Consider the following 25,039-nt stretch of genomic DNA (forward strand, 5'->3'; position numbering starts at 1 on the left):
GAGCGACACACTCCGTTACGTAAAGTGTAATTGGGGGGGCAGTTAATGCCGGCACAAGGCAAATTGCTGGTCGGTTTGTTGCTGGTCGGATTCATATCCTGGCTGTGGTTGCAGCCATTTGGGAATTCGGCCGCAGTTGCAGACGATATTGAAGCGCGCGCTGCAGAAGCGCTGGCGAGCGAGAATGTTACCGGTGTCGATATAACGGTGCCGCGCGATCCTGTGCGCCGCACGGTCAATCTGGCCGGAGAACTTTCCAATGACGATCGCGCAGCAGCCCGAGAAATGATCGCCTCACTCAATGGCGTGTCAGACGCAAGCTGGGCTGTGCCTGACGCGGCAGATGCAAACCCAGACGTCGTCGACGCAGAAGTTGAAAGCGCAGCAACGGCCTGTCGGGATGAAGCGAATGCCGTCATTGAGAGCCACCAGATAACGTTCCGCAGCGGATCGCCCTATATCAATCCGGCCTCCCAACAGATGCTCGATCGTCTCGCCGAAGCCTTAGAAGGATGCAGAGGCATTCGCATCGAAATTTCAGGACACAGCAATGGTGGTGGCCGGCCAAATGTGAACATGGAAATGTCTGCCTTCCGCGCAACGACTGTCCGCGATGCCTTGGTCGAACGCGGGGTGCCCAGTGAGATGCTGACTACGATCGGCAAAGGGGCGAGCGAACCGCTGGGTGACAATCCTGGCGATCCGACAAATCGCCGCGTGGATTTCACCGTGAGCCTGATCGGCGAGGGAGACAGTTGATGTTTGCTTTGTGGATCGAAGTTTTGCTGCTCAATCTGGTGATGTTCCTGCTTGGCATCGGGATCGCCTGGATGCTCTGGCGCCGGGAATCGGAGGATGAGCTATGATGTATCTCATCGCCTCTTTCTGGCTGCCGATGCTCCTTTCCACCGTGGTGGGGATCGCCACAGGTTGGTGGATGTGGCGCGCCGGTGCGTCGCAGCAAGAGCTGGCCTATGAATCCGAACCGGCACCGATAATCCCGCCAGCTCCGCCAGAACCTGAGCCAGAACCGGAACCGGAGCCAGAACCCGAGCCGGAGCCCGAGCCAGAACCGGAGCCGGAAGTTGAAGAACAAGCGGAACCGGAACCCGAGCCGGAGCTGCCGGAAGAGCCCGTTGCCGCGCCCTCTCCGTTTCGCGATGCACCGGATGGCGAACCGGACAAGCTAACGCTCATCAAGGGCGTTGGCCCCAAATTGAGCGATGTGCTCCACGGACTGGGCGTCTTTCATTTCGCGCAGATCGCCGAATGGGATGACGAACAGGTTGCCGAGGTCGATTCGCAACTTGGCAACTTCAAAGGCCGGGTCGCGCGGGATCGCTGGGTCGACCAGGCACGGCTATTGGCCGCCCGCAATGTCGCTGCATTTGAACGCGAATTCGGCAAGATGAACGGCTCCTTCTAAGCCGGTATTTTCCTCTCAATTACCATTAAGCGTCCGTTCAGGCGCCGATGTGATACTGTTACATCGGGTCGACTGCAGAGGGAGGCATTCTCATGCGTCTAGTGTCATTTGCGCCAATGGCGGCGCTCGTCCTGACCGGACTCGTCTATACCGTACAACCGAGCCAAGCGACCCAGCGTCCCATGACGCCGGCCACGGCCAACGAGATTTGCGCGCCATTCCTGGTCGCCAATGATGCCGAATATGAGCGTCGGCGCTATCGCGGATCGGGTGCACGGAGCGGGATAAACCGCATGGCTCCGCTGCCGGCGCCGCCACCTCCGCCACCGGCTCCACCATCACCAGTGGCTGAATCGACGGCTGATCAGGCCATTGCAGTCACTGGACGGCGCCAGCCAGCCGGCATCCAGAACGCCCCGATCGCCGGTTATGTCCGGCCTGCCCCGCAAAATCGCGAGCGCTATGACGGCGAAGCCGTGGCAGCGATCATGGCCGTGGCCGAGGAACCTGTTTCTACCTTTGCGGTCGATGTCGACACCGGTAGCTATTCCAATGTGCGGCGTTTCCTGAATGAAGGCGGCGTTCCGCCCCAGGCTGCGGTGCGGACCGAGGAAATGGTCAATTATTTCCGCTACGATTATGATCGCCCGCGCGATCGCACCCAGCCTTTTTCGATCACCACGGACATGACGACGACACCGTGGAACGAGAATACACGCCTGTTGCGCATCGGCCTGCGGGGTTACGATATTGACCGCACCGAGCGGCCCAGTGCGAACCTGGTGTTCCTGGTCGATGTTTCGGGATCGATGCACTCGCGCAACAAGCTGCCGCTTGTTCAATGCTCGATGGCAATGATGGCCGAACAGCTCAATCCGGGCGACCGGGTTTCGATTGTGACCTATGCCGGCACCACCAAGACGGTGTTGGAAGGATCGAATGACCGCGATGAAATCATTGCGGCGCTGGGCGAGTTGCGGTCTGGCGGTTCGACGGCCGGGGCGGCGGGCATCAGCCTTGCCTATGATGCCGCGCGAGCCAATTTCCTGGATGATGGCATCAACCGGATCCTGCTCGCGACCGATGGCGACTTCAATGTCGGCACTACCAATCGCGAACAGCTGATCGAGATGGTCGAGCGCGAACGCGAAGCCGGTATTTCGCTGACCACGCTTGGCTATGGCACCGGCAATTATAACGAAGCCATGATGGAGCAGATCGCCAATCACGGTAATGGCAATTACGCCTATATCGATAGCGCCATGGAAGCCCATCGCGCGCTGGTGCAGGAGCTCAGCTCAACGCTGTTTACGATTGCCGCGGATGTGAAAATCCAGATCGAGTTCAATCCGCTCCACGTCCAGGAGTATCGCCTGATCGGCTATGAAAACCGGCTGCTGGCCGAGGAAGATTTCGACAATGACACGGTGGACGCCGGCGAGATTGGCGCCGGACACCAGGTCACTGCCCTCTACGAAATCGTTCCGACCGGTTCGCAAGGCTGGTTGCCAGAGCGCCGCTATGCGGCGAACCGGCCTGTGGCCCGAAGTGGCCAGGGTGCCGAGCTCGCGCATCTGAGGCTCCGCTACAAGCTGCCCGGTGAGGATGAATCACGGCTCATCGAACAGGCGATTGGCCGCAGCGCGATGACCAATGCGCGCGCACCGCGCGGCGACATGGCGTTCGTCACCGCAGTCGCGGCGTTCGGGCAGCGACTGCGCGGCGACACCTATCTGGGTGAGTATGACTTTGCCGATATCCGCCGTCTGGCCCGTGCCAGCGGTTCCAATGGCGATTATTGGCGCCGGGAATTTCTGGAGCTTACCGAGCTTGCCGAGGCGCGCAGCGCGCCTGGCGCGACTGGCGAGGGCAGCAAGAACTAACCACTTGCGCACTGCCCGTCTCCGACAGGGCGATCCGTGTGTCCCTGCACGGATCGCCCGCTTCTTTTTGCGGACCCCGAAAAGTTGCACCGAGAGGCTGTGCGCGGCATAGGCGCCCGCGAAGCATAGCCATCGGAGTTATTGATGCCTGACACTAGCCTGCTGATTGTCCTTGCCGTGACCGCCGCGCTGATCATCGGTTTCCTGCTGTTGCGGGCGCTGAGTGGCAAGGCGAAGGGCGACAGCATTGAGCAGGCCGCGCCGCCCGCGGCAGAAGTCCCTGCGCCCGCTGCGGAGCCATCGCCATCGCTTGAAACGACCGAGGCGCCAGATCCCGTACCTGCCCCGGTAGCGGCAACAGGCGACGCTGATCCGCTGACCCAGATCAAGGGGCTTGGCCCCAAAAAGGCGGCGAAGCTTAACGAGCGCGGTATCACTCGCTTTGCCCAGATCGCGGTGTGGAGCGATGCGGATATTGCGGCGCTTGAAGCAGATCTCGGCCCTATCGCAGACCGCATCGCGCGTGATCGCTGGGTTGAGCAAGCCGGCTTGCTGGCAACCGGCGATATCACCGCCTTCGAAGCCAAATTCGGCAAGCTGGGCTAGGCATGGCGCTCGTCACTGGCAGCGATGGAAAAGCCCGCTGTTTCGGCGGCCAGCCAGGCAAGGAATTTTACGCCGATTATCACGATAATGAATGGGGCATCCCCGTCCATGATGATCAGCAGCTGTTCGAGATGCTGATCCTGGAAGGCGCGCAAGCCGGGCTCAGCTGGGAAACCGTGCTGCGCAAACGCGAAGGCTATCGCGCTGCATTCCATGGCTTTGACGTGGCGCGCGTTGCCGCAATGAGCGATGCCGAACTCGAAGTCTTGCGCGAGGATGAGGGCATCATCCGCAACCGGCTCAAAATCTACAGCACGCGCAAGAATGCGATCGCCTTTATCGCGATGCAGGACGAATTCGGCTCATTCGATGCCTGGCTATGGGATCATGTTGATGGCGAACCGATCGTCAATCGCCCCAGATCCTTCGCAGACGCCCCCGCCGCGACGCCGCTCTCCGACACCATCTCCAAGGCGCTCAAAAAGCGCGGCATGAGCTTTGTCGGCTCGACGATCATCTATGCCTATCTCCAGGCAACCGGCGTTGTGAATGATCATGTCCAAGGCTGCTGCTGCTACCCGGACTAGCCGCTATTCGGGCTTTCTAAATCGCATCACGAACTGATCGGTATTGCCGCGCACCTGCTCGTCAAACACTTCGACCGCGTGATCGTCATCGGGATTGCGCAGCACCTGGCTCTCCCCGACAAACTCAAAACCCGCCGCTTCGACCTGGGTGCGCACCGCCGCCGGATCAATCCGGTGCAATGCCTCGGTATCGCGCATGCCCGACCCGTCTTCGGCGGCATGATCGATGATGAAATAGGTGCCGCCCGGGCGCAGCATCTCGAACACCGCCGCATTGAGCCGCGCGGGGTCATAATTACCCATGAATTCATCGGGATAGTCGTGATAATTTTGCGAGGTCCAGACCATGTCGAGCTGTTCGGGCGCGGAAAGATCGGGCGTCGGCTGCACCGTCACCGTGACATTGGTAAAAGGATCGCTCTCAACCAGCTCACGCAATCGCCGCACATCGCTCCGAGCAAAACGCGCATAATTTTCGGGCCAGGTCGCATAGACATGGCCCTCCTCACCCACGACGAGACTGAAGAGCCGCGTCCAATAGCCGCCCCCCGGAATCAGGTCGAGCACCCGATCGCCGGGTTGAAGGCCGGAAAAGGCAATCAGCTCACCCGGCAAGCGGCGCTCATCGCGCGGGAAATGATATTCGCGAGCCGGGTCCGCGATGGCAGCGGTCACATAGTCGGGCACAGCAACCGGATCGGTCAGTTCGACCTGCTGCTCCTCAACCGCAGGCGCCTCGCCAGCCTGGCCGCAGCCAGCCAATGCCAGCGTTGTCGCCAACGCGACTGCCAAATATCTCCGATATCCCATAGCGCCTCTCCTCACGGACAGGTCTGGCAGCACAGGCACGGCAAATCAGCCTCTCCTCGACCGGCGGCGACCGTCTTTCGACAGACGCGCGTCCTACTCCCCCGCCAGATGCAGTGCGATCTCGCGCTGGTGGGGGCGGCGGCGATGTTCGAACAGGTAGATGCCCTGCCAGGCGCCAAGCGCGAGCCGGCCGTCAATCACGGGGATCGCAAGATGCGTCTGGGTCAGCGCCGATTTGAGATGCGCGGGCATATCGTCCGGCCCCTCGCTATCATGGGCATAATGCGAGCCTTCGGGCGCCAGCTGGTCGAAATAGGCGATCAGATCGTCCTGCACTTCGGGTGCCGCATTTTCCTGGATCAGAAGCGAGGCCGAGGTGTGGCGAATGAAGAGCGTGAGCAGGCCTTCGGTGATACCGGTCCCGCCAACCCATTCGGAAATCTCGCGCGTACATTCGGTCAGCGACTTGCCGGGCGTGCCGATGGTGAGAATGCCCGTATGCTGCACCGGGCTATCGATCACACATCCAGATTGGCAACGTTCAGCGCATTATCCTGAATGAACTCGCGGCGTGGTTCCACCACATCGCCCATCAGCTGGGTGAAGATTTCGTCGGCGATATCGGCCTGGTCGACATGCACCTGGAGGAGCGAGCGGACGTCGGGATCGAGGGTCGTTTCCCAGAGTTGGTCGGCATTCATCTCACCCAGCCCCTTATAGCGCTGGATCGAGAGGCCCTTGCGCCCGGCATCGAGGATCGCGGTCAGCAATTCTGACGGCCGCGAGATCGCCGTGCGGCCCTTGGCCTCGACCTCTTCACCGTCGGCAGCCTCAACCGCCTTCATACTGACCAGATGGCCAACCAGCGCATAATTTTCAGCCTGTTCGGCAGCGACCTGTTGCAGTTTGCGGGCCTCGGCCGAGCGGATAAAGGCATGGTCGATCCGATGGACATCGGTCACCCCGCGCCAGCGCCGCTGCAGCTCGAAATCGCCATTTTCGGCAACCCGGCCGGTCCAGGTCGCGTCTTCGTCATTATTGGCAAGCCATTCGGCAACAAAGGAAACCGCGGCTTCGCGCTGTTCTTCGGTTAGCGCCTCATCGAGCGCGCCGACCAACGCAAAGGCCTCAACGATTGCCGGGTCATAGCGTTTGGGCACATAGTTCATCAGCGAGCGCATGCGCCGTGCATGATCGATCAGGATGCGCAGATCCTCACCCGTCCGCTGGGCGCCTTCGCCGGTTTCGAGCAGCATCGTATCAAGGCCCGCATTGATCAGATAGGCATCGAGCGCCGCATCGTCTTTCAGATAGACTTCGCTCCGCCCCTTCGCGACTTTGTAGAGCGGTGGCTGCGCGATGTAGAGATGGCCACGCTCCACAATCTCCGGCATCTGGCGATAGAAGAAAGTGAGCAGCAATGTGCGGATATGCGCGCCATCAACATCGGCGTCCGTCATGATCACGATCTTGTGATAGCGCAGCTTCTCGATATCGAAATCATCGCGCCCTATGCCCGTGCCCATCGCCTGAATCAGCGTGCCGACTTCCTTGGAAGAGAGCATCCGATCGAAGCGCGCGCGCTCGACATTGAGGATCTTGCCCTTGAGCGGCAGGATCGCCTGGTAATGCCGGTCCCGGCCCTGTTTCGCAGAACCGCCAGCACTGTCGCCCTCGACCAGGAACAATTCGGATTTAGCCGGATCGCGCTCCTGGCAATCGGCCAATTTACCGGGCAGTGAAGCGACGGCCATCGATCCCTTGCGGGTCATTTCGCGCGCCTTTTTCGCAGCTTCGCGGGCCGCAGCCGCATCGATCACCTTCTGGATGACATCGGCGGCATAGGCCGGGTTTTCCTCCAGCCATTCGACCAGCTTGTCGGCGATCAGGCTTTCGAGCGGTTGGCGCACCTCGGACGAGACCAGCTTGTCCTTGGTTTGCGAGCTGAATTTTGGATCGGGCAATTTGACCGAAACGATCGCCGTCAGACCTTCGCGCATATCGTCTCCGGTGAGCTTCACCTTGGACTTTTTGAGCGCGCCGGAGCTTTCGGCATAATTGTTGAGGGTGCGCGTCAGCGCCGAGCGGAAGGCCGCCAAATGGGTGCCGCCATCGCGCTGCGGAATGTTGTTCGTGAAGCACAGAACATTTTCGTGATAGCTGTCATTCCATTCCAGCGCGACATCGATGGCAATGTCATCGCGCTCCCCGGAGATGGCGATTGGATCGCCGATGATCGCCTGTTTGTGACGATCGAGATATTGGACAAAGGCAGAGGTGCCGCCTTCATAATAGAGCTCCACCTCTTCGCGATCGGCATGGCGCGCATCGGCAATGAACAGGCGGACGCCTGAATTCAGAAACGCCAATTCGCGATAGCGATGTTCGAGCTTTTCGAAATCGAACTCGGTGATCTTGAAGGTTTGGTCGGAGGGCATGAAGGTGACTTGCGTGCCCTTGCGATCCCCGGCTTCACCGACAATCTCGAGCGGCGCCTCTGCCTCGCCATTGCGGAAGCGCATCCAATGTTCTTTGCCGTCACGCCAGACGCGCAACTCGAGCCAGTCGGACAGCGCGTTGACGACACTGACGCCGACCCCATGCAGGCCGCCCGAAACTTTATAGGCATTATCGTCGGACGCGTTTTCAAACTTACCGCCGGCATGAAGCTGGGTCATGATGACCTCGGCCGCCGAGACGCCTTCTTCCTTATGGATGCCAACCGGAATGCCGCGGCCATTATCTTCGACCGTGACCGAGCCATCGGCGTTGAGCTGGATCAGGATCCGATCGCAATGACCGGCCAGCGCTTCATCGATCGCATTGTCCGAAACTTCGAAAACCATGTGATGCAGGCCCGAGCCATCATCGGTATCGCCGATATACATGCCCGGCCGCTTGCGCACCGCATCAAGGCCCTTGAGGACCTTGATCGAGTCGGCACCATAATCGCCTTTTTGTGGTGTGTTTACAGGCGCGGAATCGGCGTCGTTGGAAGTCGGTTCTTCGGGTTTGTCAGCCATCTCATACATATAGGCCTTTTTGGTGCAAAACCCAAGCGAAACGCCTATGTTTCTGGGGACAGGGCCTGGGGCCTATGACTATGATATCATAGGATTAATCGGCATTGCCGAAACAATATTGCGCTCAGCGGTCACGCTGCCGCGATGAGCCGGTCACACGGCAGGCTGTTTTCGGTAAACTTGGGCCCGAAGAAGCCGCAAATCAGGCGCTGTGAATCTCGCCATTTTCGATCGTGAACCGCGCGGCATCGGGTGGGAGGTCGCTGAAAAGCGCAGCCTCGGTTCCCGTCATCCACACCTGGCCCGACCCCGCCAGCCGATCGAACAGGGCGGCGCGGCGAACCGGGTCGAGATGCGCGGCGACCTCGTCGAGCAGGATCAAGGGGCGGCGACCCGCGCGATCGGCAACGAGATCAGCATGGGCGAGGACAATTGCCAGCAGCAGAGCCTTTTGCTCGCCCGTAGAGCAGCGATCAGCCGCCTGCCCCTTACCGAGGTGCGTGACAGCGAGATCGCTTCTGTGCGGGCCGCTGAGGGATCGTCCAGCAGCCCTGTCTCGAGCACGTTCGGTCGCCAGCAGCTGGCCCAGATCGGTATCGGCGGACCAGCCCGCCAGCGCCAGCGCCGCCTTGGCAAACGGACCATCGGGTTGGTCGGCAAGCTCAGCATTGAGCGCGTCCAGGGTGCGCGCTCGGGCACTGGCGAGCGCCGTGCCATGTTCCGCCATCTGCGCCTCAAGGGCTTCACACCATTCCAGGTCGAGCGGGGCTTCATCCGCCAGCAGCCGATTGCGGGCCCGCATGGCCGCTTCATAGCGCGAGGCGTGATGCGCATGGCCAGGCTCGAGCGCGAGAACCAGCCGATCAAGAAAGGCGCGGCGTCCGCCCGGCGCATCGGTGAACAGCCGATCCATGGCCGGGGTCAGCCAGAGGATGGAGAGCCATTCGGTGAGCGCCGTCGCAGAGGCGTTGGCGCCATTGATCCGCACCTGGCGGCGGTCGGGTGCGCTGGCCTGCGTGCCGGTGCCAAGATCGACACTGCCGCCCGGCGCGTCGAGCACCGCCGCGATCGCAAAGCCGCCCGGTCCACCCTGGCGCGCCATTTCGGAGAGTTTCGCCCGGCGCAGTCCGCGCCCCGGTGTGAAGAGCGATACGGCTTCCAGAATGTTGGTCTTGCCCGCGCCATTCTCACCGGTCAGCACCACAAAGCCGGGGCCCGGCTCTATCGTTGCGGTGGGATAGGAACGAAAATCGGTAAGGCTCAGGCGGCGAATGGTCATCGGCCGCCGTCAATCGTCAGCGGCTCAAACCCGCATCGGCATCAGCACATAGAGCGCGCTGGCCTTGTCATTCTCACGGATCAGGGTCGGTGCGGCGGCATCGGCAAGATGCACTTCGATCGCGTCGCCTTGCACCTGGCCGAGAATATCGAGCAGGTAGCGCGCGTTGAAACCGATCTCGAATCCGTCCGAGCCATATTCGCCGGCTACTTCTTCAGAAGCCGTACCATTTTCCGGCGAGGTAACCGAAAGGGTGATCTTGTCTGTATCGAGCGCCATCTTCACGGCGCGCGTCTTTTCGGTTGCGATGGTGGCAACGCGATCGACGCCCTCTTCGAAGCTGCGCGGATCGATCTTGAGGAGCTTGTCATTCCCGGTCGGGATGACGCGGTTGTAATCGGGGAAGGTCCCGTCGATCAGTTTCGAGGTCATCACCGCCGTGCCGAGGCCGAAGCGAATCTTGCTGTCGGACAGGGCGACTTCGACTGTCCCATCCAGCTCATCGAGCATCTTGCGCAGCTCGCCCACGCATTTGCGCGGCACGATCACGTCCGGCATGCCTTCAGCGCCGTCAGGACGCGGTAGGGTAAAGCGAGCAAGGCGGTGGCCATCGGTTGCCGCGGCCTTGAGCACCGGCTGATCTTCGTCCGAAACATGAAAGAAGATGCCGTTCAGATAATAGCGGGTTTCTTCGGTTGAGATCGCAAAGCGTGTCTTGTCGACAATCTCACGCAGCGATGCGGCTGGCAGCTCGAACGTTGTCGGCAGTTCGCCCTCGGCGATCACCGGGAAATCGTCGCGCGGCAAGGTTGCGAGATTGAAGCGTGCCCGGCCGGCATTGACCGCCATCTTGCCATCTGCAGCTTCAAGCGAAACCTGGCTGCCTTCGGGCAGCTTGCGGACGATGTCGAACAGCGTGTGTGCCGAAACGGTCGTCGCTCCGGCCTGTTCGACCTCGGCCTCGACGGTTTCAACAATCTGCAGATCGAGATCCGTGGCCATCAGCTTGATCCCGCCGCCATCGACGGCTTCGATCAGCACATTGGACAGAATCGGAATGGTGTTGCGGCGTTCAACCACCGATTGCACATGGCCCAGGCTCTTCAGAAGCACTGCCCGTTCAATCGTCGCTTTCATCGTCATCCCCTGCGCACGGCATAGTCTGTATTTGGGAGAAGGGTCCTGCCCTTTATAGGCGAATATGGCAAGGAAAAGGGGGGCAAACGCAAGGGTCGGAACGTCGATTTCGGCCCTTTTCTGTGGATAGTGGGGACAAGTCGGTCCTGAAGACGTTCTAACCGGCCAAATTACCGGGTCACAGCGCTCCACTTTTCCCCTCAGATCGGATGAATTGCGGTTGCCTTTAGCGGGCGGATTGTCGATCAGCCTCAACCATGACAGCGCCCAGCCGCCTCTTCATCGCCCGCCATGGCGAAACCGTGTTCAACGCCGCCGCACGCCTGCAGGGCGATCATCCGCACACACCGCTGACCCGGGATGGTTTTGCCCAGGCCGACGAGATGGGTGCAATGCTCAGCCATCGGCTCGGCCCCAATCCGGATATGACTCTCTGGTCATCCAGCGCCGGACGGGCGCTCCAGACATTGGCGATCATGGCCGAGCATCTTGGTCTCGACTGGCATCAGGCGACCCATGATGATCGGCTTGTCGAGATCGGCATGGGCAGTTGGGGCGGACGATATTATGCCGATGTTGTCGCCGAAGTCGGTCCGGTCGTCGAAACCGAGACGCGCCTCCTGAAACCCGCGCCCGATGGCGAAAGCTATGCCGATATCGCAGCCCGGGTGAGCCATTGGTATGCCGAACATGGCACAACTCCGGGCGACAAGCTCGTCATCATGCACGGCATTTCCAGCCGCGTGTTGCGCGGCGTGCTGCTCGACCTCGATCCGCTGCCGAACCATGGTGTGCCTGTCGCGCCCGGCCTGCCCCAGGGATCGCTCGTGATGATCGAAGACGGTGTCGAAACCCTGATCATGGAAGGCGATGGCGGAGAACGGGCATGATGACGCGCTGGTTCTGCCTCTTCCTTGTCACTGCGATTATCTCTTCCAACGCGCAGGCACGGGATTCGCTTGGTGTTTATGAAGGCTGGGCTGCGTTTCGTGATGCGGAGATCCCGCGCTGCTATGCAATCGCCCGTCCAGAACGTCGGCGGAGCGGCGAATGGGAGGCCTTTGCCTCAATCGGCACCTGGCCAGCCCGCAATCGTCGTGGCCAGGTCCATTTCCGGCTCCGGCGCGCGATGCGCGATGATTCAACGCCGATCCTGACAATTGGACCCCGCCGTTTCGAGCTGGTTGGCAGCGGCCCGGATGCCTGGGCCGCGACGAGCCAGGACGATGCCGCGATTGTCGCCGCAATGCGCAATGGCCTGTCGATGCGCATCGAAGCGCGATCGCGTGGTGCCGGGCGGATCGTCGACAATTACGACCTGAGCGGAGCGGCCAGCGCAATCGATGCCGCCGCGCTTGGCTGCACCGCAAGCTAGACGCCGACTCGCAATACGCTGCCGATGCGCCTACATGGCGCCCCATGAGCGCATCTTCTGCCCCGATGGACCGTCCCGGTACGGTCAGCCCCGTTCCTGTGCCCCGTGACCTACCGGCACGGGCCGATGGGCGTATCGACCTGCTCGGCTTGCCGCAGGCGGAGATTCGCGCCGTCTTTGAAGCGGCTGGCCTTGCACCGAAGCAGGCCAAACTGCGGGCAAAGCAGGTCTGGCACCAAATCTATCATCGCGGGAAATCCGAATTTTCCGAGATGAGCGATATCGCCAAGACGCAGCAACCCTGGTTCGCCGAGCATTTCGTGATCGACCGGCCCGAAGTCGTCGAGCATCTGGTGTCCGAAGATGGCACCCGCAAATGGCTGCTCCGCACGGTCGACGGGCAGGACTATGAAATGGTCTTCATTCCCGACGCGGATCGCGGCACGCTGTGCATTTCAAGCCAGGTCGGTTGCACGCTCAATTGTCGCTTCTGCCATACCGGCACGATGCGGCTCGTGCGCAACCTGATCCCGGGTGAAATAGTGGGTCAGGTGATGCTCGCGCGCGATACGCTCGAAGAATGGCCAGGCCCCGGGGAATCCAGCAATTATGACCCACATGGCCGGATGCTCACCAATATCGTTTTGATGGGCATGGGAGAGCCGCTGTACAATTTCGACAATGTCCGCGACGCGATGAAGATCGTGATGGATCCCGCCGGGCTGGCCCTGTCGCGGCGCCGGATCACGCTGTCCACATCGGGCGTGGTGCCGATGATCGAGCGGACCGGCGAAGAGATCAGCGTCAACCTTGCCGTCTCCCTCCACGCGGTGACCAAGGAAGTGCGCGACGAGATCGTTCCGCTCAACAAGAAATACGGGATTGAAGAACTGCTCCAGGCCTGTGCCGATTATCCGGGCGCCAACAATGCCCGTCGGATCACGTTTGAATATGTGATGCTGAAGGACAAGAATGACAGCGACGAAGACGCGCGCGAGCTGGTCCGGCTGATCAAACATTATGATCTTCCCGCCAAGGTCAATCTGATCCCGTTCAATCCCTGGCCGGGCGCCGACTATGAATGTTCCGAGCCTGATCGCATCAAGCGCTTTTCGGAAATCATCTTTGGATCGGGTATCAGTGCACCGATCCGGACGCCGCGTGGCCGCGATATCATGGCCGCCTGTGGTCAGCTGAAATCAGCGTCGGAGAAGAAGAGCCGGGCTGAGCTTGATCGGATTGCCGAAGAGAAGCAGGCCGAACTCGGCTAGCCCGCGCTGGCGATCACATCAATCTCGACCATCAGTTCGGGCAAGGCGAGCGCCTTTACCTCGACAATTGTATCGGCTGGCCAGGGCGCGGAGAAATAGCGCTTGCGCGCTTCGACCATGGCCGGGAAGTTTCCCATGTCCGTCAGATAGATGGTGACCTTCACGATCCGGTCCCGGCTGCTGCCACCAGCGGCCAACACCCGATCGATATTGGCAAATGTCTGGGCGAGCTGCGCCTCAAAATCGCCTGCTCCGAATATAGCCCCACTCTCGTCGATCGCCGCCTGACCGGACAGGAATAGCAGATCGCCAACCTTCCAGCCGGGTGAGATGGCATAGGGTGCAAGCGGATCGGGATCGATCGCAATAACCGTGGTATCACCGGGCATTATCATTCTCCTTGGCGCAGTTCGCGCTCAGCAATCTTCACAATCGCCAGACCCATCGCCGCGCTCGATCTGGATCGTCGAATGGCCGATATGAAAACGCGCCTCAAGGCTCGCCTGTACGCGCGCGAGAAACGCATCGCCCGGATGGCCGTCCGGCATCACGATATGGGCGGTCAGCGCGGTTTCGGTCGTGCTCATATTCCAGATGTGGAGGTGATGGACATGGTTCACGCCGTCCAGCTCTTCGAGCGCGCCGCGCACAGCATCGGGATCGATATGTTCGGGAACAGCGGCGAGCGACATCTTGATCGCAGCGGTAAGCAGCCCCCACGTGCTGAGCAGGATAACGAAACCGATAACGAGACTGGTGACCGGATCGATCCAGCTCTGGCCGGTCCACAGGATCATCGCGCCAGCAATCACCACGCCTGCCGACACCGCCGCATCAGCCGCCATGTGCAGATAAGCCCCGCGAATATTGATGTCGCCCTTGCGCCCCCGGGCGAAGAGCATGGCGGTCGCGCCGTTGATCACGATGCCAATCGCTGCGACGACGATAATCGTGCCGCCCGCGACCGGTGCGGGATAAACGATGCGCTGGATAGCCTCGAGCGCGATCAGCCCAACCGCAACGAGGAGCAACACGGCATTAAACAGCGCAGCAAGGATCGAAGACCCGCGAAACCCGAATGTGTAGCGCTTGCTTGGTGGGCGTTTGGCGAGCGTTGCCCCGGTCCAGGCAATGATGAGGCCCAGCACGTCGGACAGATTATGGCCGGCATCAGCGAGCAGCGCCATCGATCCGATGGCAAAACCATAGCCGGCCTCAACGATGATATAGACGGTGTTGAGCGCGATACCGATCGCAAAAGCCCGGCCGAAATCAGCCGGGGCATGGCTATGCCCCAATCCATGATCATGCCCGTGATCATGGCCATGATGCGAATGGCCCGCTCCCATGGCCGATACTTAATCGCAGATTGCCCTGTAATACTAGCGCATTGCCGGGCTATCTTCAGCTCGGCGGCGTGGCGGGTTCATTGCGGCCTATGTTCAGGACATCCGGATCAAGGTTGCAATCGACCGACAGTGCCCGGGTCCGCTGGATCTCTTCGCCCGTCTCACGATCGATTTTTTGCGTGTCGAACGGCCGCACCACACCGCAGACCTCCTGGAAATTGCTCTGGATAGTTTCTGCCGGGCGCTCCTCGTCATCGATATCGGGGTGGAGCGCGCTTGTCTCACGATAGCGTTCGACCATCCAGCTATCGGGATTGACGAAGAAATAGCGTTCGAACCCGTCCTCCATCGCGAGATGGATGACATAATAATTCACGCCATCGATATCCTCGCGCCCGAACAGCGATGCGCGATGGCCGCGTGCTTCAAGATCATGGAGCCCGAACAGGTTGAACTCGACACCATGCGCCAGCGCAGCCCGGGCTATCGGCGTAGTCTCGACAAATTCGGCATCCGTTCCGGCCTGCTGCCAGCCGCCATCGGCATCAATCCCTTCGCTGAACACGCGTTCACTGCCGATATAGATATCAACGCGCATGCGGCCGTTCCGCGTCGCGCGATAATCACCGACAATCGTGAACTCGGGCTCAATGACTTCGGGACGAATTCGGATATTCTCGAGCGCATCGATTGCGTCAGCACCGCCGACAGCTTCCACATGGCGCGCAATCACTTCATCGGCGGTGAGGCCCGGTTCGGTTTCAGGCGCCTCTCCACACCCGGTAGCCATCAGAAAAGCCGCCGCCATTGCGAACGCCACCCGCCCATATCCGTCCCGCATTCCATAATTCTCCCGACCCGAAAATCAAAATTACGACTAATGTCTTTTTATCGGCCGTACAAGGTCGTTCGACGAAAAGAGCCGGCGCATTGCTGCTCCGGCCCTTCCTATCCGCTATGGGAGCGGGAACTGTTTAGCGGCGTCTGGAATGCCGCGCATGGCGCATCGCGCGTCGCTCTTCGGCGGTGACCGTTCCGTCACCATCGGCATCGGCACGATCAAAGCGGGCCATCGCCCGTTCCGACATTTCGGCAAGACTGATCTCGCCATTATTGTCAGCATCCATCCGATCGAAACGGCCTGTGTGGCGTTGACCCCTGTGATGGGTGCGGCCTGCATGAAGAGTGTCGAATTCGGCGCGGCTCAGCGCACCATCATTATCGGTATCGGCTGCCGTCCAGGCCTGATTGCGACGCTCCATATGGGCGGCGCGGTGCTCGGCGCGTCGTTCATCACGCGCTGGCGGTTCGGCAAGTTCTGCATTCGGCCCAAGGTCAGCGAGTTCTTCGGCCGTCAGGCGGCCACGCATGTCGCTTACCTCGGCGATCATATCGCTGCGCCTTATGCCTCGACGCTGCATGCGCTCAGCTCGTGCGGCATCGCGCTCCGCAATCGTGATCACGCCATCGCCGTCACCATCCATCCGCGCGAAGCGGCTGTCCTGCCGTTCGGCCCGACGCACATCGCGATGAGCGGCAGCTTCTTCCCGGGTCACACCTCCGCTGGAATCTGCGTCCGCCGCTGCAAAGCGTTCGGCAACCCGGGTCTCAACGGCCGTGCGGGTCATGGGCTCCGCACCTGCCCGACCTTCGCGCGCATCGGCGATCGAAGGGATGGCCAAAACGGATGCCGTCACAGCAAAGGATACCAAGCCAATAGCGATCGAACGGTCCACCAAGTCACTCCTGCATAGGCGCCAATTCTGAGCGCGCTAAATTCTCTATGCAGGTGATATAGGCATCAATCCCTGTATGTCTGTTTAACGCCGCGAAATTTTATCGCTCGAATCTCACGTCGTGTCGTATGTCGCACGCATATAATCGATATCGGCGACGATCAGCTCCTCAAGCACTTCCATATCGATATCGCTGAGCCGCTTCACATAGAGGCAGGATTTGCCGGTCTTATATTTGCCAAGGCGCTCCATCAGATCCGGCCGCGATTCAAAGCCACCCATAACGTAGAGCGTCAACGCCGACTTGCGCGGACTGAAACCGGTTAGCAGCGAATCGCCTTCCCGTCCGCTGGCATATTTATAATGATATTGGCCGAAGCCGACGATCGAGCCGCCCCACATTTTGGGTTTTTCGCCCGACAGTCGCTTCATCATTGCGCAGACAGTTTCGGCATCTTCGCGCTTCCATTCCGGCTCCACGGCCGCGATGAAATCGGCAGGGTCCCGCTCTGTCGGCTTGGTTTTATTCTCCGCCATTTGCAATCCTCCCCTACCATTGGTGTTGCGCGAATCCCGCGCAACGCATAGGCGCGTCGGTCTGACTATAGCGAATTACGGGAAGCATGCCGATGGGCGAGAAAATCAACAAGGTCGTACTGGCCTATTCTGGCGGCCTGGACACCAGTGTTATCCTGAAATGGCTTCAGGTCGAATATGGCTGCGAAGTTGTTACCTTCACCGCCGATCTTGGCCAGGGCGAAGAGCTGGAACCGGTACGCGGCAAGGCACAAATGGCCGGCGTCAAGGATGAGCATATCTTCATTGACGATCTGCGCGAAGAATTTGTCCGCGATTATGTCTTCCCGATGTTCCGCGCCAATGCGGTGTATGAAGGCCTCTATCTTCTCGGCACCTCGATCGCCCGGCCGCTCATCTCCAAGCGCCAGATCGAGATCGCCCATCAGGTCGGCGCCGACGCCGTCGCTCATGGTGCAACCGGCAAGGGTAACGACCAGGTCCGTTTCGAGCTTGGCTATTATGCGCTCGACCCGGATATCAAGGTGATCGCACCGTGGCGCGAATGGGATCTGACCAGCCGGACCAAGCTGATCGAATTTGCCGAAGCGCACCAGATTCCGGTGTCCAAGGACAAGCGCGGCGAAGCGCCCTTTTCCACCGATGCCAATCTCCTGCACACCTCGTCAGAGGGCAAGGTGCTCGAAGATCCCTGGGTGGAAACGCCGGACTATGTCTATTCGCGCACCGATAACCCGGAAGATGCGCCGGATACGCCGCAATATATCGAAATGGATTTCGAGCATGGCGATCCCGTGGCCATTGACAGCGAGACGCTGTCTCCTGCAGCGCTGCTCACCAAGCTCAATTCGCTCGGCAAGACGCACGGCATTGGTCGGCTCGATCTGGTGGAGAACCGTTTTGTCGGCATGAAATCGCGCGGCATGTATGAGACTCCGGGCGGCACGATCCTGCTCGAGGCGCATCGCGGTATCGAACAGCTAACGCTTGATCGCGGTGCCATGCACCTCAAGGACGAGTTGATGCCGCGCTATGCTGAGCTCATTTATAATGGCCTGTGGTTCACGCCCGAGCGGGAGATGCTGCAAGCGGCAATCGATCACAGCCAGGCCGATGTGACCGGCACTGTTCGACTCAAGCTCTATAAGGGCTCGGTGAATGTGGTTGGCCGCAAGGCGGATGTCGCGTTTAACCTCTACAGCCAGGATGTGGTGACGTTTGAGGATGATGCGGGCGCCTATGACCAGCGCGATGCCGAAGGCTTTATCAAGCTCAACGCCCTGCGCCTGCGCCTGCTCGGCCGCCGCGAGCAGTAAGTAAAAAATTGGAGCCTTCTCATCCCGCTTGACGCCTGCCTTATATTTCGATATTTCTAGAATTATCGAATCGAAGGACAAAGCAATGACTGCCTATTCCACTCCCCAGGCCGTGTCTGCCCTTGGCTCTTTGGCCCAGGACCATCGGCTCGCCATATTCCGTCTGCTCGTTCAGGCGGGTGATGCGGGACTGGCGGCAGGCGATATTGCCGAGCGGCTCGATATCCCCAACTCCTCACTCTCTTTCCATCTCGCCCATCTCGAACGATCGGGCCTTGTCAGCCGCACCCGGGAAGGGCGCTCGCTGATCTATGGGGCGGACTATGCCGCGATGAACCGGCTGGTCGGCTATCTGATGGAAAATTGCTGCGGCGGAAAAGGCTGTGTCACCGAATTGTCCGACACACTTGAAAGGATGGCCTCATGAAACGTCTCCATATCCATGTCGGGGTCGATAATCTCGACAGTTCGATCAATTTCTATTCCGCCCTGTTCGACGCCGCACCGAGCGTCACCAAGGATGATTATGCCAAGTGGATGCTCGAAGATCCGCGCATCAATTTTGCCATCTCGGCAGGCAGCAATGCGAATGACGGGATCAGCCATCTCGGTATCCAGGCCGAGAACGCCGACGAGCTGGCTGAAGTTTACGCGCGCCTCGAAAAAGCCGGACGCCCGGTCCTCGAAGAGGGCGAAACAACCTGCTGCTATGCTGAATCCGAGAAAAGCTGGATCAGCGATCCGGACGGTGTGGTCTGGGAGACTTTCCTGACCCATGGCGAAGCCACCTTTTATGGTAGCGGCCCATCCGCGGAAGAAGTCGCCAATCTTGAATCACCCAAGCGCCCTGCGGCGCATTGCGGCTGCTGCTAGGGAAAACTCATGGCTGACGAGATGACCGCCGAGCCGGACCTGGCTCGGCGGCTTGCCGCTGAAGCGGTGGGCTCCTTTTTCCTCTTCTGTGTCGTGATCGGCTCCGGGATCATGGGCGAGACGCTGTCCGGCGGAAATGTCGCGATTGCCCTGCTCGGCAATACGCTGGCAACCGGCGCGATCCTGTTCGTCATCATCCTGATCTTCGCGCCGCTATCGGGAGCGCATTTCAATCCGGCGGTGACCCTGGTCTTCCTTGTCCGCCGCGAGTTATCCGTCCGCGATGCAATCCTCTATGTGCTCGCCCAGCTTGTCGGCGGGATTATCGGCGTCTGGGCCGCGCATCTGATGTTCGATCTCGATATCCTGCAATTCTCGACCAAGGCGCGCACCGGGACCGGGCAATGGGCGGGCGAGGCGATTGCGACCTTCGGCCTGTTGATGACGATCCTGGGTGCCGTCCGATACCGCCCGACCTGGGTCGCACCGGCCGTCGGCCTCTACATTTCAGCCGGCTATTGGTTCACCAGCTCGACCAGCTTTGCGAACCCCGCAATCACGATCGCCCGGGGCCTGTCTGACACATTTGCTGGCATTGCCCCGGCGGACATTGGTCCTTTCCTCATCGCGCAGATTTTCGGCGCGCTGATCGCTGCTGGACTGGGCGGTTGGCTTTTCAGCCAGCAAACTTCGCCAGACAGCGCTAAAATACGGGCCTGACCCGCGATTTTCCTGCCGCCTGATTAACCATCTTTTAATCCTATTCCTTCACCTCTCGACAGGTGGATGATGCGAACCGTTCCGATGCCGCCATGCGCAGCTTTTTGGGGCTTGATAGGGGTAAGAAATGAGCGTTTTGAAATCGGCCTATGTCGCGGCTGCTCGAAAATCGATGGATATGCCGTTCGTGGCCAGCTATTTCGACCGCGCCGCCGAAAGCGGTTCGGATTTCCAGCGCTGGGTCGCAAGCCTGACGGCCATCTATCAACTCGATCGCATGATCCGCCTCGACATCCCCTGGTGGAATGTCGCGGCCACCGACGAGATCGAAGCATTTCTGGCCGATCGCCCCAAGGCACGCGTTTTCGAATATGGCAGCGGTGCAAGCAGCGCTTGGCTGGCCCGCCGGTGCGGCGAACTGATCTCCGTCGAGCATGACGAAGAATGGCGCAGCGGGCTTGTCGAGCTGCTGGGCGATTTCCCGCATTGCCGGATTGATTATCGCCCGCTCGATAGCGAAGACGGCCCCACTTATACGCAAGCCATTGCTGAAGCCGGCGGTACGTTCGATATGATCGTCGTTGACGGCCGGTTGCGGACCGCCTGTCTTGAAGCAGCGATCAGCCATCTGAAACCGGACGGCGTGATCCTGTTCGACGATTCCGGACGCCAGCGCTATCGCGGTGCAATCGAAACGAGCGGACTTGAAGAAACCCGCCATCTGGGCCGCTCCTATTGCGTGCCCTATCCCGACAATAGCAGCATCTTGCGGCGACCGGCCGCACTCAATTAATGCAAATGCCGTTTAACCTGGCGATTCCGCGCTCGGTAATCCGGGCAGCGGGCATCGTGCTGCTGGCCGCATCTTTGGCCTTTCTAGTCCGGGCGGCGATCGAGGCGGACCTGGCCGGGCTCATGGCGTCGGTCGATGGTCAAGGCGCAGTCATGCTCAGCGGTATGGCAGCGCTTTACGGCGCGGCGCTCGGCCTCCTGGCGCTGGCCTGGTGGTTGACCTTGGCCAACGCCGAGGGTGAGCGGAATTTCCTGCCTGCGTTTATCGTCTATGGCCTGTCCGTCTTCCCCAAATATCTGCCCGGCTCGGTGTTCCAATACGCATCGCGCCAGACGCTTGGCGCGCGCTATGGTTGGCGCCAGCGCGATATCGCCAAGGCCTCGGCCGCTGAGATCATTCTCCATCTCGTCGCCGCACTCGCCATCTTCCTGGTTCTTGACCAGGCGTTCGGTTTTGACCGGATGCCCGGACTGGTAACGGCTGCCTTCGCGGCCATCGTCATTGGCGGCGTCGCCTTTCTCGCTATTCGCGCCCCGGCGATCCGCGCGCGGCTGTTCGGCGCCTTGATCGCGCAGATACTCTTTTTCGGCATCCTGGCGCTGATCGCGGCGGGATGCGCGATAGTGTTCGGCGCCTCGACCCGTACTGCCTTCGATGCGTCCGCCATGTTCCTCCTGGCCTGGCTGATCGGTTTCATCACACCCGGCGCGCCCGGCGGTATCGGCGTGCGCGAGGCCAGTGTGTTGGTGACGACATCGGCAATCATGGGACCGGGGCCGGCATTGCTGTTCGCCGCGGCCACCCGGATCGTAACACTCGGCGGAGACGCGCTATTCGCTCTCGCTGCCCTCATCGCTGGCCAGCTCCGACCGCGCGAACAGGCTAGCGCCGGGCAAGACTAAACGCGGCGACCAGCTGGCATCCACGTCCAGCCGCTCCGCCAATCCGTCATAGCTTTCCGGATGCAAGGTCCGCGACAGATAGATCCAGTCGATATCGGAACCCGGCTCCGCAGCGGCTTGGCCTGCGTAGAAACTCTCCATCGACGCAACGATCGGTTCTGATTCCGCCCAGCGCGTGCTGCGATAGGAGCCGGGAACGGCGCGCCCGGCAAAGATCGGCACCCAGGTATCGCGGCCGCCCATCAAAAAGGATACCGGTTCGGGATATTGGAGAACCAGCGCATCGCGCTCGGCATGGGTACGCAAATAGACAAGCGCTTCCATATCATCGCCCGGGATCTCGAGCTGATAGCGCGGACCCGACCAGCCGAGCCAGAAGAAGTTGAGCACGACCGTGGGAAGCGCGAGCACCACCATCACACCGATCGCAAGGCCGATCGAGCGGCGCTCGCTTCCGCCCGATTTCGGACTGCCAACAAGCAGGGCGATCCCGACCAGCAAACCGATCACCAGCAGATATTTGCTGCGCAGCGCGATCTCCCCGGCAAGCCGCGCATCGTCGAGCAAAATTGACGCGGCGACCGTCGCACCCAGGCCAATGGCAAAGATCAACCCGCCGATCAGGGCAAAACGCGCCTGGGCCGCGTCATCGCGCCGCCAACCCAGAGCAATGCCGATCAATCCCAAAGGCAAGGCTAGGCTGAGTGTTGCCACCAGCCGTATCGCCAGCGCCGTTAGTCGCTCCCCCATCGGCGCGGCCGTGCTGCCACTCTCAAAGACGGGCGAGCCGAGCGAACCCTGGTCCGCGCCCGGCAGGACCACCTGAAGCAGGAACACAATAGCGAGCGCGGCAAGACCGGTGCCGACCGCCAGAGCTGCACGCCGAAGTAGGGGGTATGGCGCAAAGAAAAGCAGCACCGAACAGCAGATGGCGACGACCGATGCACCGAGCAATGTCGAGGTGGCACCGGCGGCAATCACGGGCGCGAGTACCAGCACATAGCGATAGCGAATGGCCGAACCGCGCAGGAAGAGGATCAGGAATGCCAGCAGGCCGCACAGCATCGTTACATGCTGCGGGATATAGCTGTTCACCTCCATCAACATGCCCGGATCGATGCTGCGCTCATCCAGCAGGCGGCGGAAATCGAATTGGTAGCTGGCGACCAGCCCGATCGCCGAGATCGAATTGATCGCCCAGCCGACAAAGGCGAGCAGCGCCGCGAGCCGGCTGCTGATCCCTGCGCATTTGAGCAGCTCCTGCAGCAATAACCAGAACAGGAAGATGACGATCACATTGGTGGCGATCATTGCCCCCTGCACATCGCCGTGCAGCGACGCGCTGGCACCGGGCAGCAGATAGAAGAGCCAATAATAATGGAGCCGTCCGAGCCCGGCGAAGATATCGGGCACCGGGAAGCCGAAATTGGCGGCCGCATTGGCATGGCCGAGATGCTTGAACCAGTCGGCATTATACCAGGATCGGTAGATCAGCGGGTCATCGCCGGTCTGGAAGGCAAAGCTATAGGCGGCAAAACCAACAGCGGCGCAGAACAGCGGAAAGATCAGCTGCACCCATTCGATTTTCGGCAGATGGGCCGGGCCCTTGCCGATAAACAACACGCCCAGCGAAAATACCGCGCCAATCACCATAATCGACCAGGCGGGCAATGGCCCGACGATTTCGCCAATCAGCGCCGAAACCAGCAAAATGGTAAAGATCGAACCGACCCCAGCTGCGGCGGCTACACCAAGGCTCGCTTGGCCGCGCAAAGCCAGGATCCAGCCCGGAAGGCTGAGGATCGACATAGTCAGCAAAGCGGCGAGAAAACTGATCATCCTGGGTGCGCGCTTAGCAGCCGGAGTTAACCAAATCTATAAAGTCTCTGCTTACCACCCAAACCAACGGAATAATCGTTGAAGGGCAATGTAATGAAAGCTGAATCGCAGGACGTATTTGTCGAGGCTGCACGGCCAGATGTTTCCATCGTGGTTCCCTTTTTCAACGAAGAAGAAACAATCGAGACATTGTGCGATCGGATCGCCACGTCTTTGGATGCCGAACAGGTGAGTTTCGAGATCATTCTTGTCGACGATGGCAGCAGCGATGCTGGCCCGGATGTGGCCAAACGCCTCGCCGAAGAACGGCCCTATTGCGTGCTGCTCGGCTTTCGCCGGAATTTCGGCAAGGCTGCGGCGCTATCCGCCGGTTTCAAACATGCCAGCGGCAAGGTGCTCATTACCATGGATGCCGACCTGCAGGACGATCCGGCGGAACTGCCGCGCTTCCTGGAACAGATCGAAGCAGGCGCAGATGTCGTCTGCGGCTGGAAGGAAGTCCGCCACGATCCGCTCGGCAAGACAATGCCGTCTCGCCTGTTCAATGCCACCGTGAACCGTGTCTTCGGCCTGAAGATCCAGGATCATAATTGTGGCTTCAAGGCCTATCGCCGGGAAGCGATTGAAGAGGCCAATCTCTATGGTGAGCTGCATCGCTTCATTCCGGCCCTGCTCCATGCCCGTGGCTATCGCCTGGCCGAACTGCCGGTCCAGCATCACCCGCGCGAACATGGCCAATCCAAATATGGCTGGAGCCGCCTGATCAAAGGCGCGCTCGATCTGATGACCGTTGCTCTGACGACCCGTTACGGCGCGCGTCCGCTTCACCTGTTTGGTGGCGGCGGCCTGTTGCTCGGTATGATCGGCGGTGCGATCCTCACCTATCTCACCATACTCTGGGCCGTTGGTGCCGGACCGATCGGTGATCGCCCGCTGCTGTTCCTCGGTATGCTGCTGGTGCTCGCTGGCGGCCAGATGATTGGCATTGGCCTGCTTGCCGAACTTATCCTTGCCCGCTCGATCCGCGAAGATGACAAATATGACATCAGTACGATCGTCGGTTCGCACTATGCAGAACGCCAGGCAGAGCGCGCCAAGCGGATCCGCGTCAGTTAAGCTAGCCGAACGTCCAGCGCCGGTTCAGATAGAAGCTGAGCCAGGGCGTCACAAAGATTATCGGGATCAACGGCAATGAGGCGGATAGCCCCCAATGCACCGTAATCAGCCAGACCCAGAAGCTGTTCAGTGCGAAGCCAGCCAGATTGACAAGCAGGAACAACATCCAGGAACGCACCGGACGATCGCGGCGGCCATGGCCTTCAAAGCTCCAGCGAGAATGGACGATGAAACCAAGCGCCACGGTCGTGACAAAGGCGATCGTATTGGCAATCAGCGGATCGATCCCGGCCGGCACCGCCCCAATCCAGTAAATCGCCGAATAAAACAGCGTCAGCCCGCCACCGCTAATCGCATAGCGGACAATCTGGCGGCGAAGGTCATCAGATACGAACACAGCTTTCATCAACATGCCAATGGCCAATAAGGCAAGATGGTTATTCAATCTTGCCCTATAAGCA

Annotated in this window: 27 protein-coding genes; 15 read left to right on the forward strand and 12 right to left on the reverse strand. The window is 60.3% G+C overall.

What is annotated here, in order from left to right:
- The first annotated feature begins 45 nt into the window (after positions 1 to 45).
- From HFP51_RS10485 to HFP51_RS10505, 5 genes are all read left to right on the forward strand, one after another.
- Positions 46 to 759 (forward strand): OmpA family protein, encoded by a 714-nt coding sequence (locus HFP51_RS10485; RefSeq protein WP_176875673.1) that lies wholly within the window; start codon positions 46 to 48, stop codon positions 757 to 759.
- 103 nt (positions 760 to 862) lie between these two features.
- On the forward strand, positions 863 to 1,426 hold the full coding sequence (locus HFP51_RS10490; protein WP_176875674.1) for a hypothetical protein: 564 nt from the start codon (positions 863 to 865) through the stop codon (positions 1,424 to 1,426).
- 92 nt (positions 1,427 to 1,518) lie between these two features.
- Positions 1,519 to 3,309, forward strand: a complete 1,791-nt coding sequence (locus tag HFP51_RS10495) for a VWA domain-containing protein (RefSeq protein ID WP_255454637.1) — start codon at positions 1,519 to 1,521, stop codon at positions 3,307 to 3,309.
- A 144-nt stretch (positions 3,310 to 3,453) separates the two neighbouring features.
- The gene (locus HFP51_RS10500) at positions 3,454 to 3,915 is read left to right on the forward strand and encodes a hypothetical protein (protein ID WP_176875675.1); all 462 of its coding nucleotides are present in this window, start codon (positions 3,454 to 3,456) and stop codon (positions 3,913 to 3,915) included.
- Between the two features lie 2 nt (positions 3,916 to 3,917).
- On the forward strand, positions 3,918 to 4,502 hold the full coding sequence (locus tag HFP51_RS10505) for a DNA-3-methyladenine glycosylase I (protein WP_176875676.1): 585 nt from the start codon (positions 3,918 to 3,920) through the stop codon (positions 4,500 to 4,502).
- 3 nt (positions 4,503 to 4,505) lie between these two features.
- Here HFP51_RS10505 and HFP51_RS10510 read toward each other — a convergent pair whose 3' ends face one another.
- The 5 genes from HFP51_RS10510 to dnaN all read right to left on the reverse strand — a co-directional run bounded on the left by HFP51_RS10510 (position 4,506) and on the right by dnaN (position 10,751).
- The gene (locus HFP51_RS10510) at positions 4,506 to 5,312 is read right to left on the reverse strand and encodes a class I SAM-dependent methyltransferase (RefSeq protein ID WP_218135297.1); all 807 of its coding nucleotides are present in this window, start codon (positions 5,310 to 5,312) and stop codon (positions 4,506 to 4,508) included.
- Between the two features lie 93 nt (positions 5,313 to 5,405).
- Positions 5,406 to 5,834 (reverse strand): secondary thiamine-phosphate synthase enzyme YjbQ, encoded by a 429-nt coding sequence (locus HFP51_RS10515; RefSeq protein WP_255454638.1) that lies wholly within the window; start codon positions 5,832 to 5,834, stop codon positions 5,406 to 5,408.
- A complete protein-coding gene (gene gyrB / locus HFP51_RS10520) occupies positions 5,831 to 8,335 on the reverse strand; it encodes a DNA topoisomerase (ATP-hydrolyzing) subunit B (RefSeq protein ID WP_176875677.1) in 2,505 nt (834 codons plus the stop codon). Before gyrB ends, HFP51_RS10515 begins: the two co-directional genes overlap by 4 nt.
- Before the next feature lie 202 nt (positions 8,336 to 8,537).
- Positions 8,538 to 9,614, reverse strand: coding sequence for a DNA replication/repair protein RecF (recF, locus tag HFP51_RS10525; protein ID WP_176875678.1), 1,077 nt, complete (start codon positions 9,612 to 9,614; stop codon positions 8,538 to 8,540).
- Positions 9,615 to 9,638: 24 nt separating this feature from the next.
- Complete coding sequence (gene dnaN / locus HFP51_RS10530) at positions 9,639 to 10,751, reverse strand: DNA polymerase III subunit beta (RefSeq protein ID WP_176875679.1); 1,113 nt, start codon at positions 10,749 to 10,751, stop codon at positions 9,639 to 9,641.
- Between the two features lie 257 nt (positions 10,752 to 11,008).
- On the opposite strand from dnaN, the gene HFP51_RS10535 reads away from it, so the two are divergent.
- The 3 genes from HFP51_RS10535 to rlmN are packed head-to-tail and all read left to right on the forward strand — an operon-like array spanning position 11,009 to position 13,397.
- Complete coding sequence (locus HFP51_RS10535) at positions 11,009 to 11,641, forward strand: histidine phosphatase family protein (RefSeq protein ID WP_176875680.1); 633 nt, start codon at positions 11,009 to 11,011, stop codon at positions 11,639 to 11,641.
- Complete coding sequence (locus HFP51_RS10540; RefSeq protein ID WP_370462914.1) at positions 11,638 to 12,126, forward strand: hypothetical protein; 489 nt, start codon at positions 11,638 to 11,640, stop codon at positions 12,124 to 12,126. Before HFP51_RS10535 ends, HFP51_RS10540 begins: the two co-directional genes overlap by 4 nt.
- A gap of 44 nt (positions 12,127 to 12,170) precedes the next feature.
- Positions 12,171 to 13,397, forward strand: a complete 1,227-nt coding sequence (gene rlmN, locus HFP51_RS10545) for a 23S rRNA (adenine(2503)-C(2))-methyltransferase RlmN (RefSeq protein ID WP_255454639.1) — start codon at positions 12,171 to 12,173, stop codon at positions 13,395 to 13,397.
- Here rlmN and HFP51_RS10550 read toward each other — a convergent pair.
- The 5 genes from HFP51_RS10550 to HFP51_RS10570 form a co-directional block, all read right to left on the reverse strand.
- Complete coding sequence (locus HFP51_RS10550; RefSeq protein ID WP_176875681.1) at positions 13,394 to 13,786, reverse strand: RidA family protein; 393 nt, start codon at positions 13,784 to 13,786, stop codon at positions 13,394 to 13,396. The two genes, rlmN and HFP51_RS10550, sit on opposite strands and share 4 nt — an antisense overlap.
- Positions 13,787 to 13,813: 27 nt before the next feature.
- A complete protein-coding gene (locus HFP51_RS10555) occupies positions 13,814 to 14,746 on the reverse strand; it encodes a cation diffusion facilitator family transporter (RefSeq protein ID WP_176875682.1) in 933 nt (310 codons plus the stop codon).
- A gap of 55 nt (positions 14,747 to 14,801) precedes the next feature.
- Positions 14,802 to 15,587 carry a hypothetical protein gene (locus HFP51_RS10560; RefSeq protein ID WP_176875683.1) on the reverse strand — a complete coding sequence of 262 codons (786 nt, stop codon included), beginning with the start codon at positions 15,585 to 15,587 and terminating at the stop codon, positions 14,802 to 14,804.
- A gap of 133 nt (positions 15,588 to 15,720) precedes the next feature.
- Positions 15,721 to 16,482, reverse strand: coding sequence for a hypothetical protein (locus tag HFP51_RS10565; RefSeq protein WP_176875684.1), 762 nt, complete (start codon positions 16,480 to 16,482; stop codon positions 15,721 to 15,723).
- 114 nt (positions 16,483 to 16,596) lie between these two features.
- Positions 16,597 to 17,019: a DUF1801 domain-containing protein gene (locus HFP51_RS10570; RefSeq protein ID WP_176875685.1), complete on the reverse strand. Its 423-nt coding sequence runs from the start codon at positions 17,017 to 17,019 to the stop codon at positions 16,597 to 16,599.
- 92 nt (positions 17,020 to 17,111) lie between these two features.
- On the opposite strand from HFP51_RS10570, the gene HFP51_RS10575 reads away from it, so the two are divergent.
- The 6 genes from HFP51_RS10575 (at position 17,112) to HFP51_RS10600 (ending at position 21,623) form a co-directional block, all read left to right on the forward strand.
- Positions 17,112 to 18,335: an argininosuccinate synthase gene (locus HFP51_RS10575; protein WP_176875686.1), complete on the forward strand. Its 1,224-nt coding sequence runs from the start codon at positions 17,112 to 17,114 to the stop codon at positions 18,333 to 18,335.
- Positions 18,336 to 18,420: 85 nt separating this feature from the next.
- Positions 18,421 to 18,762 (forward strand): helix-turn-helix transcriptional regulator, encoded by a 342-nt coding sequence (locus HFP51_RS10580; RefSeq protein ID WP_176875687.1) that lies wholly within the window; start codon positions 18,421 to 18,423, stop codon positions 18,760 to 18,762.
- The gene (locus HFP51_RS10585) at positions 18,759 to 19,208 is read left to right on the forward strand and encodes an ArsI/CadI family heavy metal resistance metalloenzyme (RefSeq protein ID WP_176875688.1); all 450 of its coding nucleotides are present in this window, start codon (positions 18,759 to 18,761) and stop codon (positions 19,206 to 19,208) included. The genes HFP51_RS10580 and HFP51_RS10585 overlap by 4 nt, the downstream gene beginning before the upstream one ends.
- 9 nt (positions 19,209 to 19,217) lie before the next feature.
- Complete coding sequence (locus HFP51_RS10590) at positions 19,218 to 19,928, forward strand: MIP/aquaporin family protein (protein ID WP_255454640.1); 711 nt, start codon at positions 19,218 to 19,220, stop codon at positions 19,926 to 19,928.
- Positions 19,929 to 20,055: 127 nt separating this feature from the next.
- Entirely contained in the window at positions 20,056 to 20,721 is a 666-nt protein-coding gene (locus HFP51_RS10595) for a class I SAM-dependent methyltransferase (protein ID WP_176875689.1), read from the forward strand.
- A 5-nt stretch (positions 20,722 to 20,726) separates the two neighbouring features.
- On the forward strand, positions 20,727 to 21,623 hold the full coding sequence (locus tag HFP51_RS10600) for a hypothetical protein (protein ID WP_176875690.1): 897 nt from the start codon (positions 20,727 to 20,729) through the stop codon (positions 21,621 to 21,623).
- On the opposite strand, the gene HFP51_RS10605 is transcribed toward HFP51_RS10600, so the two are convergent.
- Positions 21,552 to 23,462: a hypothetical protein gene (locus HFP51_RS10605; protein ID WP_176875691.1), complete on the reverse strand. Its 1,911-nt coding sequence runs from the start codon at positions 23,460 to 23,462 to the stop codon at positions 21,552 to 21,554. The genes HFP51_RS10600 and HFP51_RS10605 overlap by 72 nt on opposite strands.
- Before the next feature lie 93 nt (positions 23,463 to 23,555).
- Here HFP51_RS10605 and HFP51_RS10610 point away from each other — a divergent pair, with 93 nt between their 5' ends.
- Positions 23,556 to 24,578, forward strand: a complete 1,023-nt coding sequence (locus tag HFP51_RS10610) for a glycosyltransferase family 2 protein (protein WP_176875692.1) — start codon at positions 23,556 to 23,558, stop codon at positions 24,576 to 24,578.
- Position 24,579: 1 nt separating this feature from the next.
- Here HFP51_RS10610 and HFP51_RS10615 read toward each other — a convergent pair whose 3' ends face one another.
- A complete protein-coding gene (locus HFP51_RS10615; RefSeq protein WP_176875693.1) occupies positions 24,580 to 24,984 on the reverse strand; it encodes a GtrA family protein in 405 nt (134 codons plus the stop codon).
- Positions 24,985 to 25,039: the final 55 nt, after the last annotated feature.

Source organism: Parasphingopyxis sp. CP4, from assembly GCF_013378055.1.
In the GTDB taxonomy this organism is placed as follows: Bacteria; Pseudomonadota; Alphaproteobacteria; order Sphingomonadales; family Sphingomonadaceae; genus Parasphingopyxis.